Origin of the sequence: Cupriavidus sp. MP-37 (assembly GCF_020618415.1) — a bacterium.
In the GTDB taxonomy this organism is placed as follows: domain Bacteria; phylum Pseudomonadota; class Gammaproteobacteria; order Burkholderiales; family Burkholderiaceae; genus Cupriavidus.
In genome coordinates this window covers 1186309-1200388 of sequence record NZ_CP085345.1, presented here as the reverse complement: position 1 = coordinate 1200388, position 14080 = coordinate 1186309, and the positions used below count along the sequence as shown (strand labels likewise).

Here is a 14080-nt window from a genome sequence, read left to right as displayed (position 1 = left end):
GCAGCAACGAGGCCAATTCGTTTGCTGTGGCCGGGCAAGGAGGCGTCATCGTGAAGTTCCGGAAATTTGCGCCCGCACTCGCGGCAGCGCTGCCACTGGCGGCGGCAGCGCAGTCGGTGACGCTCTACGGCGTCATCGATACGGGGGTGGAATACCTGAACCATGTCGGCCCGGCGGGTCATACCCTGGTGCGCCAGCCGTCGCTGGCGGCGACCGTGCCGTCACGCTGGGGCTTGCGCGGCAGCGAGGATCTCGGCAACGGGCTGAAGAGCGTGTTCGTGCTGGAATCGGGGTTTGCGCCTGACTCGGGCGTTTCTAACCAGGGCGCGCGCCTGTTCGGGCGCCAGGCCTTCGTCGGGCTGAGCGGCCCATGGGGACAGGTCGGGTTCGGGCGCCAGTACACCATGCTGTTCTGGGCCCGGCTGGATACCGACATCCTCACCTCCAACGTCTATGGCGTGGGCTCGATCGACAGCTATATCCCCAACACGCGCGCCGACAACGCGCTGTCGTACAAGGGCAAGTTCGGCGGGGTCACCGTCGGCGCGACATACAGCCTGGGCCGCGATGCCGTCAATGCCGGCCCCGGACCGGCCGGCACCAACTGCGCGGGCGAGAACTCGGCGGACGCAAGGGCCTGCCGCGAATGGTCCGCCATGCTGATGTACGAAACCGGCTGGTGGGGCGTGAGCGCTGCCTATGATTCGCTGCGCGGCGGCCCGGGCGCGTTTGGCGGCCTGAGCCGCAGCAGCCTGAAGGACGATCGCCTCTCGCTGGGCGGCTACATGCTGCTGCAGCGGACCAAGCTGGGCCTGGGCCTGCTGTCGCGCAACAACCAGGCGAGCGCCACGCCGCGCAGCGATCTGTGGTTCGCGGGCGCCTCGCATGACTTCACGCCCGCGTTCAACCTTGCCGGCGAACTCTATTACCTGCGCTACCGGCACAGCGCGAACCGCGCCTGGCTTGGCGCGCTCCGCGCCACCTATGCGTTCTCGAAGCGCACCTCGCTCTATGCCACCGCGGGCTATATCGACAATCGCGGCCAGTCGGCGCTGTCGGTCAGCGGCGGCAGTCCCGGCGGAAATCCCACGCCAGGGGGCAACCAGGCCGGCGTCATGCTTGGCATCAAGCAGATCTTCTGAGCCGTTGCGGCCATTTCATGTCTTGAAGAGGTAGAACGATGAAACCCTCCCACCTGCTGTCGATGCTGACCGGCATCGTCCTGATCTTCGCGTCAGCGCTCTCGGCCGCCGCGCCCGCCACGGCGCCGGTGGTGGGCACGCCCCCAGCCCCGCCGGGCCGCACGGGCGGTACCGAGCCCGCCGACCATTTCCGCGTGACGCTGCTGGGCACCGGCACGCCGGTGCCGTCGCCAACCCGCGCCGGCTACAGCACGCTGGTCGAAGCCGGAGGCCAGAAGCTGGTCTTCGATTTTGGCCGCAACGTATCGGTGCGCCTGTGGCAGCTGCGGATTCCGCTGGGCAGCGTCGATGCGCATTTCCTCACGCACTTCCATTCCGACCACCTGGTGGGCCTGCCCGACCTGTGGCTGACCGGCTGGCTGCGGCCGCCCTATGGCCGCCGCGACCGGCCCATGGCGCTGTATGGCCCGGCGGGCACGCGCGCGCTGGCGGATGGCCTGCGCCAGGCCTTTGCCGCCGATATCGCGATCCGGCACAAGGACGAAGGCAGCGCGCTTACCGGCATCACCATCGATGCGCATGACGTGGCGCCGGGCATCGTCTATGAGAAGGGCGGGGTGCGCGTGACCGCGTTCGAGAACGATCACGGCGACAACATCCGCCCGTCATATGGCTACCGCATCGACTATCGTGGCCGTTCGGTGGTGCTGTCGGGCGATACCCGCTTCAGTCCCGCCGTGGTGGCGCAGGCCCGGAACGCGGACGTGCTGGTGCATTGCGTCACGCTGATCCCGGACACGCTGCTGGCGTCCAATCCCGCGTACCGCGCCATCTACGACCATCTGTCCTCGCCCGAGGATGCCGCGCGGGTGTTCCAGGCCGCCGCGCCGAAGCTGGCCGTGTTCAGCCACATCGGCCTGAACGGCGATGCCACGGTGGGGCAGATCGTCGAGCGGGTCCGCAAGACCTACGCCGGTGAAGTTCTGGTTGGCGAAGACCTGACCCGTGTGGAAATCAGCCTGGATGGCCGCGCCGGCACCTCGGGCGGCATCGCGGTGTGGCAGGAAAAGCCCTGAGCCACGAGCGGACCGATACGCTCAGTCCGGCTTGATACCGGCCCGCGCAATGATCGGCTTCCAGCGCTGCTGCTCCTGCGCGATGAAGCGCGAGAATTCCGCCGGCGTGCCGCCCACCACGATGGCCGCGTCCGCGCTCAGGCGCTCGACCGAGCTCTGGCTCTTCACGGCTTTCATGGTGGCGTCGGCCAGCTTGTCGGCGGCAGGCTGGGGCAGTGATGCCGGCGCCAGCAGGCCATACCACTGCGTCATCTCGAAGCCGGGATAGCCTTGCTCCGCCACCGTCGGCACGTCCGGCAACTGCGCGATGCGCTGGGTCGTGCCGGTGGCGATGCAGCGCACCTTGCCGGCCTTGATGAACTGAAGGATTGCGGGCGCGCCGACCGCGGCGGCTTCCAGCCGGCCGGACAGCAGGTCGGTGATCTGCGGGCCGCTGCCGCGGTACGGCACGTGGGTAATGAAGGTGCCGGTGGCGGCCTTCAGGTATTCAAAGGCCAGGTGGCCGGCGCTGCCGTTGCCGGCTGAACCATAGTTGAGCTTGCCGGGCTTGCTCTTGGCGAGCGCCACGAATTCTTTCAGGTTCTTCGCGGGCACGTCGGGATGGACCACGTACAGGCTCGGCACCTTGGACAGCAGCGAGATCGCGCGGAAGTCCTTGACCGGGTCGTACGGCAGCTTCGCGAAGATGAAGGGGTTGACCGCGAGCGTGCCGATATGGCCGAGGATCAGCGTGTGGTTGTCGTCGGCGCGCGCGACTTCGCCCATCGCGATATTGCCGGCGGCCCCCGGCTTGTTCTCGACGAATACGGACACGCCGAGCAGCTTGGTCAGCTCCGCCGCGGTCGAGCGCGCAACGATCTCGGAACTGCCGCCCGGCGCGAACGGCACCACCAGCCGGATCGGCTTGGCCGGCCAGGCCTGCGCGCGGGCGAGGGTGGGCGCCAGCGCGCACGCGCCGAGCGCTGCGCCGGCCTTGAGCAGTTGGCGGCGAAAGGGGTTGGCTGCGGTCATGCTTGTCTCCTGGAATTGCGGTAGCCCCGCCGTGGCGCGGCTGGGGCGATGGGGAAGATAGGCTCTCGATAGGGGTGATAGGGGCGCGGGGTTTGAGTTGTTATTCGGGTTTGATGTTGCCGTCGCGGATGACCCTGGCCCATAGCCGCGCCTGCCCGTCGATGAACTGTCGCGCTTGCGCCGGCGGTGCCGCCACCACCTCGCCACCCAGCTCGGCCACGCGTTGCCGGATCTGTGCACTGGTCATGACCTTCTGCAGCGCGTCGGCAAGCTTCGCGACGATCGGCTCCGGTGTCGCGGCGGGGACGAACGCCGCGTTCCATTCGTAGACCTCGTAGCTGGCCACGCCGGCTTCCTGCATGGTCGGCACGGCCGGGAGCGCCGTGGTGCGCGACAGGCTGGTCACCGCCAGCGGCTTGAGCTTGCCGGCCTGGATGTGCTGCAGGCTCGAGGCCACGTTGGCGAAGAACAGCGGCACCTGGCCGGCGATGACATCGGTCATGGCTGGGCCGCCGCCCTTGTAGGGCACGTGCAGAAGGTCGACGCCGGCGCGCTGCTCGAACAGGACCCCGGCCAGATGCTGCGCCGAGCCGTTGCCCGAGGAGGCAAAGGCCACCGAGCCCGGCTTCTGCCGGGCCATGGCCACGACATCGCTGACCTTGCCCGCCGGAAAGCTGGCGGTGGCCACCAGCACGTTGGGATAGCGCGCCAGTACGCCGAGCGGCCGGAACGCCTTGTCCGGATCGTAGGGCAGGCGCGGATAGAGGCTCGGATTCACGGCATAGGACGACGCATCGACCATCAACGTGTAGCCGTCGGGCGCCGCCTTGGCGACATAGGCGGCGCCGATCTGCCCGCCCGCACCGGGCCGGTTCTCGACCACCACGGTCTGTCCCAGTTCGCGCCCGAGCGCCGGCGCGATCAACCGCGCCATCAGGTCTGCGCCGCCACCCGGCGGGTACGTCACCACGATGGTGAGGGGACGTGCCGGCCAGCTTGCGGCGGGATCGGCCGCCTGCGCGGGCGTGGTCATGGCGATCAGCGCCGTTGCTGTGGCGGCGAACGCGTGGCGAGCGTGCATGGGTCGGTCTCCTCGGTGCCGGTCCGTCAGCGGACGTCGGCGGTATAGCGGAAGGCGAAGGCGTCGCCGCGCGTCAGCCGGTATTCGATGCAATGCCCGGCCAGGTCGAAGGCGTGCCGGGTCACGACCGCGCACGGATGCGCATCGGGCAGCGCCAGCAACCCGGCCTCGTCCGCCGCGAGCGTGCGGAAGGTCACCTCGTCGACGGCGCGATGGACCGTGACGCCGCAGGCGCTGCCCAGCAGCGGATAGAGCAGGTCGCCCCACTGCGCCGGTGGCAGCTGCTGCAGGGCTTCGCAGCGCGGCAGCGGCAGCCAGATCGATTCCAGCAATCGTGGCGTCTCGTCCAGCCAGCGGCGGCGCGAGATCGCCAGCCCGCGCGCGCCGCTGTCCAGTCCGAAGCGGGCGGCCATGGCCTTGTCCAGCCGGACGGCGCGGCACGACAGGATTTCCGAGCGGGGCACCACGGGCGCGCCATCGGCGCTGCCGAAGCGGAAAAACCGCATCAGGCTGGCGCCGCTCAGTCCCTTGCGCACAAAGGTGCCCTTGCCCTGCACGCGCTCGAGCAGGCCTTGCTGGACCAGCACGGCGATGGCCTGGCGGATGGTGCCCAGCGCAATGCCGAATTCCTTGGCCAGCGCCCCTTCGGCCGGGATGGCACTGCCCGGCGTCCAGGCGCCGGAAACGATCCTGGCCTGCAGTGCAGCCGCGATCTGGCCGTAGCGGCTCAGCCCCGCGGCAGCGGTGGTGGTCTGGTGCAGCGCGTTGTCTGGCATGCCGGAGCCGTGCTAAATTGATCGAATGCTGATGTCCTCTAGAGGACTAGAATACTGACGCGGGTCTGGACGCCATATCCGGATATACCCGCCCCACGGAGGCTGATGATGAGTAGGCGCGCTGTGCCGCTGGTGGATACCCACTTCCATGTCTTCTCTGCCGGTGTTGCCGCGCCTTCGGCCCGCTACCGGCCGGCTTATGCCGCCGGCCTGGACGACTGGCAGGCAACGCTGGGCGCGCTCGGCGGTTTGGGAGACCTGTATGGGGTGGTGGTGCAGACGAGTTTTCTGGGCACCGACAACTCAGCGCTGCTGGCCGCGCTGCAGGCCCGGCCCGAACGGCTGCGCGGCGTGGCGGTGGTCGAGCCATCGGTGACGGACCCGCAGCTGGACACGCTGCAGGCGGCCGGTGTGCGCGGCATCCGCCTCAACCTGTACGGCGATCCGGACTGGCAGCGCATCGCCACCGCGCCGTGGCGCGGGCTGTTCCGCAGGATCGACGCGCTGGGCTGGCATGTCGAGCTCCATACCCGCAACGGCGATGGCGGCATGGTGCTGGCGCGGCTTGACGCGGCGCTTGGCGATGCCGGCACACCGGTGGTGCTGGATCACTTCGGCCGCCCTGGTACTGCGGGGACTGCAGATGCCATCTTCGAGGTCGCCACGGCCGTGTGCGCGCGCCGCCCGGTGTGGGTGAAAATCAGTGCGCCATACCGGTTGCCAACGCCTGACGACTGGCCCGCGCTGGCGCAGGCATGGCGCGACACCGTCGGCGATGACCGGCTGCTGTGGGGCAGCGACTGGCCCTGGACCAACCACGAGGCGCCGCTCCGGCTGGATGAGTGCCGCCGCCTTGTGGCGTGGCAGGCGGACTCAGACGTGGCTTTGTCCGCGGCGCTGCGATGGCGCAATGCCGCGGCGTTGTACGGGTTTGCGGTGGAGGAACCAGAGGAGTAACGCCGCCGGCGCTGGAACCCTGGCCACGCTGTAATGCCGTTCAGATAAGGTTTCGATTCCTACCGTCATTCCCGCGAAAGCGGGAACCCAGCGTCGTTAAAAGTCACTGGGTCCCCGCTTTCGCGGGGACGACAGTCACTTAGCTAAACGGCATTACCGGCCACGCTGCTATTTGCGGGCCTTGCCCCGCGTGCTCTTCCTCGCGGCGGCGCGGGCCGCTTCCTTTTGCGCCGCCGCCGCCGCGCTCAATTGCTCCAGCCACGCCATGCCCTCGACATACGACAGGAAATGCCGCAGGTATTCCGGCGAGGTCTCGCGCATCAGCGACAGCGCGCGATGCACGAGATGGTCGGTGTTGAGCGGCCCGGCATTCTCCGGCACCCGTTCCAGCGACTGGCGGAACTGCTGTTCGACGCTGACCCGCGCCCAGGTCTCGCGGAAGTAGTCGGCGAGGGTGTCGACCAGCGGCGCGTCCACGGCCTGCGCCGATGCCGGCGACAGCGCGCGGGCATCGTTCGAAGCCGCCGCGATGGCGGGCCTGGCGCGGGCGGAAAGGTCGTGGACCAGTGCGCCAAGCGCGCTCAGCGTCGGCGTCGGCCCGGGCTGCTCAGGGGCGTCGCCAGCGTCATCGGCGTTGCGCTGCACGATCGCGGCATAGGCCGTGACCAGGTCTTGCAGGCGCGCCTCCAGCAACTGCCGCGCGGCGCCGCCATGTCCGGCCGCACGGCCGGCCAGCGCCAGCATCAGCCGAAAGCGCACCGGGTCGGCGCGGTCCGCGCCGCTGGCCTGCCAGGCGTCCAGTTGCGCGCGGACCGAGGCCGCCGCGTCGAGGTCAACCATGCGCCTTCACCGTGCCGGTGGTCACGCGCGGCACCGGCGAGATTTCCACGCGCCGGTTTTTCGCGCGGCCCGCGGCATCGGCGTTCGGCGTCACCGGCTGTTGCGAGCCGAACGCGGCCGAGAACACCGACGACGGCGGGATGCCCGCATCGATCAGCGTGCGGGTCACGGTCAAAGCGCGCTGCGCCGACAGTTCCCAGTTGTCGGCAAAGCGCCGGTTGCCCTCGCGCACCTGCTGGTCATCGGTAAAGCCGCTGACCATCAGGATCTCGTCGCGGCTGCGCAGGTAGGCCGACAGCGGCTGGGCCAGGCTCTTGAGCAGGTCGCGGCCCTCGGGCTGCAGCTCGGCCGAATTCAGCGCGAACAGCACGCTGCCGCTGATGCCGATGCGCCCGTTCACCAGCGTTACGCGGCCGGCGGCGAGCGGGCCGGCCAGCGCCTTTTCCAGCGTCTCGCGGCGCTGGGCTTCCTCTTGCCGCTGTTTCACCTCGGCTTCGAGGCGCGCCGACAGCTCCATCTGCACGCCGATGACCCCCAGCAGGACCAGCACGAACGCGCCCAGCAGCACCGACATCAGGTCGCCGAAAACCGCCCAGGCCGGCACGGTGGGCTCAACGCCGGCGTCGAGTTCTTCTCTCATGCCGCCTCTGCGCTGGGCGCCTGCCGGGCTGCGCGCAGTTGCAGGTCTTCCAGGATCTGCTTCTGCGACAGCATGCTCAGGTCCACCACCTCGCGCGCCTGCGCCACGTAGTAGGCCAGCTGCTCGTCGCTGCGCGTCATCGATTTGTCCAGCGCGGCTTCGATGCGCTGCAGGTGGTCGATCAGCTTGCCGTTCGATTCGCTGAACAGCTGCACCGCCACGCCGAAGGCTTCACCGAGGCTGGCCACCTCGACCGCGCTGCCGGTGACCTGCGCGGCGATGTCGGTGAGCTTGCCGGTCTCGGACTCGACCTTGTCGGTAAAGCGCGTGCCGACGCGTTCGAGCAGGTCGGCGGTGGTGGCGACCAGCGTGTCGACCGCGGTGCGCTGCTCGGTGGAGGCATGGTTGACGGCGTCAAGCAGCGTGCCTAGCGTTTCCATCATGCGGCTGCGTTCTTCCAGCATGGCGTGGTCGCGCGCCATGCCCTCGGTGAGTTTCTCGCGCAGCTGCGCAATGACTTCGGCGGCGGCGCGGGGCGCTTCGCTTGCGGCCTGCAGTAAGCGCGAGACTTCGGCCACGGTGCCGGTGGCCTGGGCCTGGGCCTGCGCCGCCATCTCGCGCGCGGTGGCGGCCAGCGTTTCGCAGATCTCTTGCTGGCGCGCGGTGGCGTGCGCGCTGGCCTGCTCCCATTCGCCGCGCAGCGAAGCCGCCATGGAGCCCAGCGTTTCGGTCCACGCGGCCAGGCGTTGCGCGTCCTGCGCCACCAGTTCCGCCTGCAGGGCGGTGGCGGCCTTCGGTGCCTCGGCCGCGGCCTGGACCAGGCGGTCGATCTCGGCCAGGGTGGTGCTGGCGTGCGCCTGCGTTTCGGTCGAAATCGCACGCGCGGTCTGTGCCAGCGCCTCGCAGACTTCCTGCTGGCGCGCGGCGGCGTGCGTGCTGGACTGCTCCCACTGCTGGCGCAGCGTGTCGGCGATGCTGCCGAGGGTCTCGGTCCAGCCGGCGAAGCGCGCTGCATCGCGCTCGGCCAGTTCCGCCTGCAGCGCGACCGCGGCCTTCGGCGCTTCCGAGGCGGCCTGCACCAGGCGGTCGATTTCCGCGAGGGTGCGGCTGGCATGCGCCTGCGTCTGCGCGGAGATCTCTTGTACGTTCTGCGCCAGCGTCGCGCTGATTTCATCCTGGCGCGCGAGCGTGTGCGCGTTCATCTGCTGCCATTCCTGGCGCAGCGTTGCCGTGATGCTGCCAAGCGTATCGGCCCATGCGGCAAAGCGCGCTTCATCGCGCGACGCCAGTTCGGCCTGCAGCGCGACCGCGGCCTTCGGCGCTTCGGCAGCGGCCTGCACCAGGCGGTCGATTTCGGCCAGCGTGCGGCTGGCATGCGCCTGCGTCTGTGCCGAGATCTCGCGCACGTTCTGCGCCAGCGTGGCGCTGATTTCGTCGTGGCGGGTGACGGTGTGCGCGTTCAGTTGTTCCAGTTGCTGGCGCAATGTGGCGGTCATGCCGCCGAGCGTGTCGGCCCAGGCCGACAGGCGCTGCGCGTCCTGCGCGGCCAGCTGTGCCTGCAGGCCGGCATGCGAGGCGTCCACGGTGCGCACCAGCGCCGCGGCGTGTTCGCCGAACGTTGCCGCGGCGGCGGCCAGCGCTTGCTGGTTGTCGCCGGCCAGCTTTTCGCCGGCCTGCTGCTGTTGCGACAGCGCCTCGCGCCAGGCTTCAGCGGTGCTGGCCGCGACGGCGTCGAAGCGGCTGGCGACACCATCCAGCAGGCTCGCCGAGCGTTGCTCGAAGGTCTGGCTGAAGCCATCGAGCGATGTGCGCAGCTCCGCCGCCAGCGCCTCGCTGGTGCGCTGGTGGCCGGCGAGTGCCTGGTTCCAGGTGGCGGCGACACCGGCGGTGGCGCTCTCGAACCGGCTCGAAACGCCGTCCAGATGCTGTTGCACCGCCTGCGTGACGGTGTCGCGCAGGGCCGTGGTTTCGCGCGCCAGGCCGGCCATGGTCGCGTCGACCGCGGGCTGGATCGCGGCGCCGGCGGCGCGGGCGCTGTCGGCAATGCTGTCCTTCAGCGATTGCTCCACCGATGACGCCAGCCGCGCATAGACGGTTTCGGTGTTGGCGTGGAACGCGGCCTGACTGGCCGCCAGACGTTCCGCCAGGGCTTCGTTCTGCTGCGCCATGGCCTGCATCATGGCCTGCATCTGCTCGGCCAGCGCCGGCATCACGTCGGCCTGGCGCTGCAGCAGCCGCAAGGCTTCGTCGCGCTGGTGGCCGCGCGAATGGATGCGCAGCGTGGTGGCGATGCGGGCGTCGAGCGCCTGCGCGGCCTGTATGCGTTCGCGCCGGCACAGTGCCGAGAGCAGCCCCAGCATGGCCGAGGTGGCTACGCCCGCTACCGAGGTGCCGAAGGCAAAGCCCAGCCCCTTGACCGGCGCCGCCAGCGAAGCGCGGATCGCCTGCAGGTCGGTGGCGCCTTCGAGCGCGATGCCGGTGCCGCGCAAGGTGGCGACCATGCCCAGGAACGTGCCCAGCATGCCCAGCAGCACCAGCAGTCCGACCAGGTAGGGCGTCAGCGCGGGACCGGGCAGGCCGACGCGCTCGCCTTCGACGCGCAGCCGCACGCTGTCGCGCAGGCTGGGATGCAGGCGCTCCAGCCAGCCGCCGAGGCTGGCCGGGGCTTCGGCCAGGCCCGCCAGCGCCTGCGTCAGCGTGGCGGTGGCCTGGCGGTAGCGCTGCAGTTCCAGCGCGCCCGCCACGTAGAAGCCGCCGATCAGCAGGGTGACCACGAGGGCCAGGAAATTGGTGCCGGCATAGCCCGCGCCAATCCAGCAGACGACCGCCAGGCCCGCCAGGAACGCAACAATATGGGATAGGTATCGGGTCATGATGTCGGGGTTACCTGTCTTGCAGCGCCGCCAGCAGCCCCTCGACGGGCTGCCAGCGGATTTCGAGTTCGGCGAGCAGCACGCTCTGCATATCCTTGCGGAACACGCCCAGCCATGCGCCGGCGCGGACCGCCGCGGGTTGTCCTGTCGCCTGGGCCTGGTCCGCCAGCGCTGCGGCTTCGGCCTGGCGCAGGCGCTGGAAGTGCGGTTCCAGCAGGTTCGGCACCGCGCCCAGCAGGCTTTGCTCGCGCGCGCCGAGCGCGCGCTCCATCACCGCGTCGACCATGGCCAGCTTGGCCATCGCCGGCGTGCGGGCCGACAGCGCGGCGCGCAAGCGCGCGCGCAGGCTGCCGATGGCGCTTTCCATGGCCTGCTGCAGCGTCTGGTAACGCTGGCGATGGACCGCGTAGTCGACCTGCGCATCGACCGGGTCGGGCAACGCCGACGGTCGCGCCGGACCGCGCCGCCGGCTGGCCGGCGTGGTGTCTTCGGCGAAGGCGCCGGCCAGCCGGGCCCGCACGCGCGCGCATTCCTGCGCTTCGGCAGTGGCGCCGCAGGCATGTGCGACGGCCGGTACCGCGGGCAGCCCCGCCTTCAGCGCGGCCGACAGGGCGATGGCATCCGGCCAGCCCAGCCATTGGCTCAGCTGGCCGGAAAGCGACGTTGCGGGAGGTGGGGCGTCGGCGTCGGTCAGGCGCGCCAGCAGCCGGACTAGCGCCGGACCGCTGAAACCTGTGCGCCGGGGCTCTTGGGACATACCGCCGGGTTTAAAAAGCCAGCAGTTTACACGCCTCGGCGAGGGAGGCGGCAGGATCCGGGGAGGCGAGCGGTAGATGCCACCGTCGACGACAAAGCCGCTGGCGACGATGGCGGCGTACTTGCCTGACCTGGCGAGCCGTTGCGCTAGTCGATCAGCTTGCCCTGCGCATCAAAGAACGGGTGCGCTGCCCCGTAGTCCCCGATCGCTGCCGCATGCGTCACCAGTCCGTGCGCGGGATGCCACCAGTGCAGCAGGTAGCCCGGCGGCTCCATGCGAAAGCGCGAGGGAGCCTGCCGGTCCAGATCCAGCGCCACCTGATGCGCCGGACCGGGCGCTGTCATCGCCACCGTGCCGCCGAAGCGGCGCGTGATGTGCCGATGCAGATGGCCGCACAGCACGCGTTCCACCTGCGGGTGGCGGCGCACCACGGCTTCAAGCGCGTCGGCGTTGGCCAGGCCCTGCTCGTCCATGTGGCCGATGCCGGTAAAGAATGGCGGATGGTGCAGCAACAGCAGGGTGGGGCGGTCCGGATCGGCGGACAGCGCGGCCTCCAGCCAGGGCAGCGCGGCGGGATCGACGCGCCCGCCGGGCTGGCCCGGCACGGTGCAGTCGAACGCCACCAGCCGCAGCGGGCCTGCGTCGATGCTGTAATGCACCGGGTCTTCGCCGCTGCCGGTGGCGAACAGGTAATCGTGATCGGCAAAGACCCGGCGCAACGCGCCGCGGCTGTCGTGGTTCCCCGGCAGCAGCCGCACGGGCATGGGCAGCCGCTGCAGGATCTGGCGCAGGAACTGGTATTCGCTTTCGGCGCCGAAGTCGACCAGGTCGCCGGTGACGATCACCGCGTCGGGCCGTTGCGGGGCAGCCAGCAGGGTGTCGATGCAGCGGTGCAGCGCGCCGGCGGTGTCGACCAGCCGGTACGACAGCCTGCCGCCAGCCTTGATGTGGAGGTCGGTGATGTGGGCGACCAGGTAGGTCGGGCAAGGGGCGGTGTTCATGCTGCCACGGCTTCGGGAAGGGTGATGAGGTGGCCGGTGTCGATGCGCAGGCCGACGCGGTCTCCGGCGCGCCAGTCGTCGCGGCGCGTGGTGTCGACGATGACCGGCGCGGATGCGCCGACTTCCACCAGCAGGCGCGTGCAGTTGCCAAGGAACAGGGCTGTGACCACGCTACCGTGCAGATGCGCGTCGTGCGCAGGCACCAGCGCCACATCCTCGGGGCGGAACATCAGGTCGGCGCGCGGCACCGGCGCGGATTCGTGCGGGCGCGGCACGACGCCGCCAGGCACGCGCCAGGCGCCGTCCTCTGCAGCGGCGGGCAGGCGGTTCATGGTGCCGATGAAATCCGCGACGAAGGCATTGGCCGGCGCGCGGTAGATTTGCTGCGGCGTGCCCGTCTGCGCGATGCGGCCCTTGTCCATTACGATGATGCGGTCGCCCAGCGCCATGGCCTCGGCCTGGTCATGCGTGACATAGACGGCGGTGATGCCCAGGCTGCGCAGCAACTGGTTGATGTCGGCGCGCAGGGCGTCGCGCAGCTTGGCGTCGAGCGCGGTCAGCGGCTCGTCCAGCAGCAGCACGCGTGGCTGCACGGCAATGGCGCGGGCCAGCGCCACGCGCTGGCGCTGGCCGCCCGAGAGCTGGTCCACGCGGCGGTCGGCGAAGGGTGCGAGATGCATCATCGCGAGCATGTCGTCGACGCGCCGGCGGCGTGTGGCGGCGTCCACGCGCCGCACGCGCAGTCCGTAGCCGATGTTCTCGGAGACGGTCATGTTGGGGAACAGCGCGTAACTCTGGAACACCATGCCCACGCCGCGCTGCTCGATCGGCAGCGCGGTCACGCAGGTATCGCCGAACCAGACTTCGCCGCCCGCGTCGGGGGACTCCAGCCCGGCGATGATGCGCAGCGTGGTGGTCTTTCCGCAGCCGGACGGGCCCAGCAGCACCACGGTTTCCGCGGCGCCGATGTCGAGATCCAGCGGCTGCAGCGCCAGGGTGCCGTCGGCAAACGTCTTGCCGCAATGGCGCAGCCGGATGGTGGTGGGTTCATGCATGACGGGTCTCGGTATGAGGGTTGGCCGGCGTGGCGGCAACGGCGGGGGCGTGCGCGGCTTCGGCAACGTACTTGCGGGAGCGCGCGCCCAGCGCGCTGAGCGCCTGCATCAGCACCAGCAGCGGAATGATCATGACGAAGAAGATGATGGTGTAGGCCGAGCCGATCTCCAGCCGCATCGAGGCATAGCTGTCGGCCAGGCCCACCGGCAACGTCTGCGTGGTGGGCGTGTGCAGCATCCATGTCAGGTTGAATTCGCCAACCGACAACGTGACGACCATGAGCGCGCCGGCCAGGATGCCCTGGCGGCAGTTGGGCAGCACCACGGTAAAGAAGCGCTGCAGGCGGCTGGCGCCGAGGCTGGCGGCGGCGTCTTCGAGCGTACGGATATCGATGGCGGAAAGGATGGCCAGTACCGAGCGCACCATGAAGGGCAGGGTGAACAGCACGTGGCCGATCAGGATAAACAGCCAGCTCGTACGCAGCGCCTGCCAGGTGCCGTAGAGCAGGATCAGGCCAAGCGCGGTCGCGAGGCCGGGAACGGCCACCGGCAGCATCAGCAGTTCCTCGATCAGCCGGGTGATGCGGTTGCGCCGCAGCGCCATGTAATACGCGGCCGGCACCCCGAGCACCAGCGTGCAGCCAAGGCAGGTCAGCGCGATCAGCAGCGACAGGAAGATAGTATTGCGATAGAGCGACCAGACTTCCGCGAGCCAGCGCGTGGTCAGGCCGCTTTCCAGGCCGACGAAGATATTGTCGGTCAGGCCGGCCAGCACGGAGAGCACGACCGGCACGGTCATGAAGGCGCAGACCACCAGCGTGAGCGCCAGTTGCAGCCAGTAGCCGGGGCGGCGATGGGTCGGGGTCATGGG

Annotated in this window: 13 protein-coding genes; 3 read left to right on the top strand and 10 right to left on the bottom strand. The window is 69.8% G+C overall.

The genetic code is table 11. The features are described 5' to 3' along the window. Positions 1–50 precede the first annotated feature (50 nt). Both LIN44_RS21920 and LIN44_RS21915 read left to right on the top strand, forming a co-directional pair. Entirely contained in the window at positions 51–1142 is a 1092-nt protein-coding gene (locus LIN44_RS21920; protein ID WP_227316329.1) for a porin, read from the top strand. 38 nt (positions 1143–1180) lie between these two features. Next, on the top strand, positions 1181–2218 hold the full coding sequence (locus LIN44_RS21915) for an MBL fold metallo-hydrolase (protein WP_227316328.1): 1038 nt from the start codon (positions 1181–1183) through the stop codon (positions 2216–2218). A gap of 21 nt (positions 2219–2239) precedes the next feature. On the opposite strand, the gene LIN44_RS21910 is transcribed toward LIN44_RS21915, so the two are convergent. The 3 genes from LIN44_RS21910 to LIN44_RS21900 form a co-directional block, all read right to left on the bottom strand. Beyond that, positions 2240–3229 (bottom strand): tripartite tricarboxylate transporter substrate binding protein, encoded by a 990-nt coding sequence (locus LIN44_RS21910; RefSeq protein ID WP_227316327.1) that lies wholly within the window; start codon positions 3227–3229, stop codon positions 2240–2242. Positions 3230–3329: 100 nt separating this feature from the next. Beyond that, positions 3330–4310 (bottom strand): tripartite tricarboxylate transporter substrate binding protein, encoded by a 981-nt coding sequence (locus LIN44_RS21905; protein WP_227316326.1) that lies wholly within the window; start codon positions 4308–4310, stop codon positions 3330–3332. 26 nt (positions 4311–4336) lie between these two features. Beyond that, a complete protein-coding gene (locus tag LIN44_RS21900) occupies positions 4337–5086 on the bottom strand; it encodes a GntR family transcriptional regulator (RefSeq protein WP_227316325.1) in 750 nt (249 codons plus the stop codon). Between the two features lie 105 nt (positions 5087–5191). On the opposite strand from LIN44_RS21900, the gene LIN44_RS21895 reads away from it, so the two are divergent. After that, the gene (locus LIN44_RS21895) at positions 5192–6043 is read left to right on the top strand and encodes an amidohydrolase (protein WP_227316324.1); all 852 of its coding nucleotides are present in this window, start codon (positions 5192–5194) and stop codon (positions 6041–6043) included. Between the two features lie 168 nt (positions 6044–6211). On the opposite strand, the gene LIN44_RS21890 is transcribed toward LIN44_RS21895, so the two are convergent. From LIN44_RS21890 to LIN44_RS21860, 7 genes are all read right to left on the bottom strand, one after another. Further along, a complete protein-coding gene (locus LIN44_RS21890) occupies positions 6212–6883 on the bottom strand; it encodes a DUF2894 domain-containing protein (RefSeq protein ID WP_227316323.1) in 672 nt (223 codons plus the stop codon). Continuing rightward, positions 6876–7523, bottom strand: a complete 648-nt coding sequence (locus tag LIN44_RS21885) for an OmpA family protein (protein WP_171514927.1) — start codon at positions 7521–7523, stop codon at positions 6876–6878. The genes LIN44_RS21890 and LIN44_RS21885 overlap by 8 nt, the downstream gene beginning before the upstream one ends. Beyond that, on the bottom strand, positions 7520–10396 hold the full coding sequence (locus LIN44_RS21880) for a DUF802 domain-containing protein (protein WP_227316322.1): 2877 nt from the start codon (positions 10394–10396) through the stop codon (positions 7520–7522). Before LIN44_RS21880 ends, LIN44_RS21885 begins: the two co-directional genes overlap by 4 nt. Before the next feature lie 10 nt (positions 10397–10406). Further along, on the bottom strand, positions 10407–11153 hold the full coding sequence (locus tag LIN44_RS21875; RefSeq protein ID WP_227316321.1) for a DUF3348 domain-containing protein: 747 nt from the start codon (positions 11151–11153) through the stop codon (positions 10407–10409). A 146-nt stretch (positions 11154–11299) separates the two neighbouring features. Next, positions 11300–12154 (bottom strand): phosphodiesterase, encoded by an 855-nt coding sequence (locus tag LIN44_RS21870; protein ID WP_227316320.1) that lies wholly within the window; start codon positions 12152–12154, stop codon positions 11300–11302. Then, a complete protein-coding gene (locus tag LIN44_RS21865; protein WP_227316319.1) occupies positions 12151–13209 on the bottom strand; it encodes an ABC transporter ATP-binding protein in 1059 nt (352 codons plus the stop codon). Before LIN44_RS21865 ends, LIN44_RS21870 begins: the two co-directional genes overlap by 4 nt. Next, a complete protein-coding gene (locus LIN44_RS21860) occupies positions 13202–14077 on the bottom strand; it encodes an ABC transporter permease (RefSeq protein ID WP_227316318.1) in 876 nt (291 codons plus the stop codon). The genes LIN44_RS21865 and LIN44_RS21860 overlap by 8 nt, the downstream gene beginning before the upstream one ends. Positions 14078–14080 lie beyond the last annotated feature (3 nt).

What these genes read in the sequence shown, in the direction of transcription:
- LIN44_RS21895 (WP_227316324.1), top strand. Translation starts at nt 5,192, where the DNA reads ATGATGAGTAGGCGCGCTGTGCCGCTGGTGGATACCCACTTCCATGTC.
- LIN44_RS21865 (WP_227316319.1), bottom strand. Translation starts at nt 13,209, where the DNA reads ATGCATGAACCCACCACCATCCGGCTGCGCCATTGCGGCAAGACGTTT.
- LIN44_RS21860 (WP_227316318.1), bottom strand. Translation starts at nt 14,077, where the DNA reads ATGACCCCGACCCATCGCCGCCCCGGCTACTGGCTGCAACTGGCGCTC.
- LIN44_RS21885 (WP_171514927.1), bottom strand. Translation starts at nt 7,523, where the DNA reads ATGAGAGAAGAACTCGACGCCGGCGTTGAGCCCACCGTGCCGGCCTGG.
- LIN44_RS21890 (WP_227316323.1), bottom strand. Translation starts at nt 6,883, where the DNA reads ATGGTTGACCTCGACGCGGCGGCCTCGGTCCGCGCGCAACTGGACGCC.
- LIN44_RS21870 (WP_227316320.1), bottom strand. Translation starts at nt 12,154, where the DNA reads ATGAACACCGCCCCTTGCCCGACCTACCTGGTCGCCCACATCACCGAC.
- LIN44_RS21905 (WP_227316326.1), bottom strand. Translation starts at nt 4,310, where the DNA reads ATGCACGCTCGCCACGCGTTCGCCGCCACAGCAACGGCGCTGATCGCC.
- LIN44_RS21910 (WP_227316327.1), bottom strand. Translation starts at nt 3,229, where the DNA reads ATGACCGCAGCCAACCCCTTTCGCCGCCAACTGCTCAAGGCCGGCGCA.
- LIN44_RS21880 (WP_227316322.1), bottom strand. Translation starts at nt 10,396, where the DNA reads ATGACCCGATACCTATCCCATATTGTTGCGTTCCTGGCGGGCCTGGCG.
- LIN44_RS21915 (WP_227316328.1), top strand. Translation starts at nt 1,181, where the DNA reads ATGAAACCCTCCCACCTGCTGTCGATGCTGACCGGCATCGTCCTGATC.
- LIN44_RS21875 (WP_227316321.1), bottom strand. Translation starts at nt 11,153, where the DNA reads ATGTCCCAAGAGCCCCGGCGCACAGGTTTCAGCGGTCCGGCGCTAGTC.
- LIN44_RS21900 (WP_227316325.1), bottom strand. Translation starts at nt 5,086, where the DNA reads ATGCCAGACAACGCGCTGCACCAGACCACCACCGCTGCCGCGGGGCTG.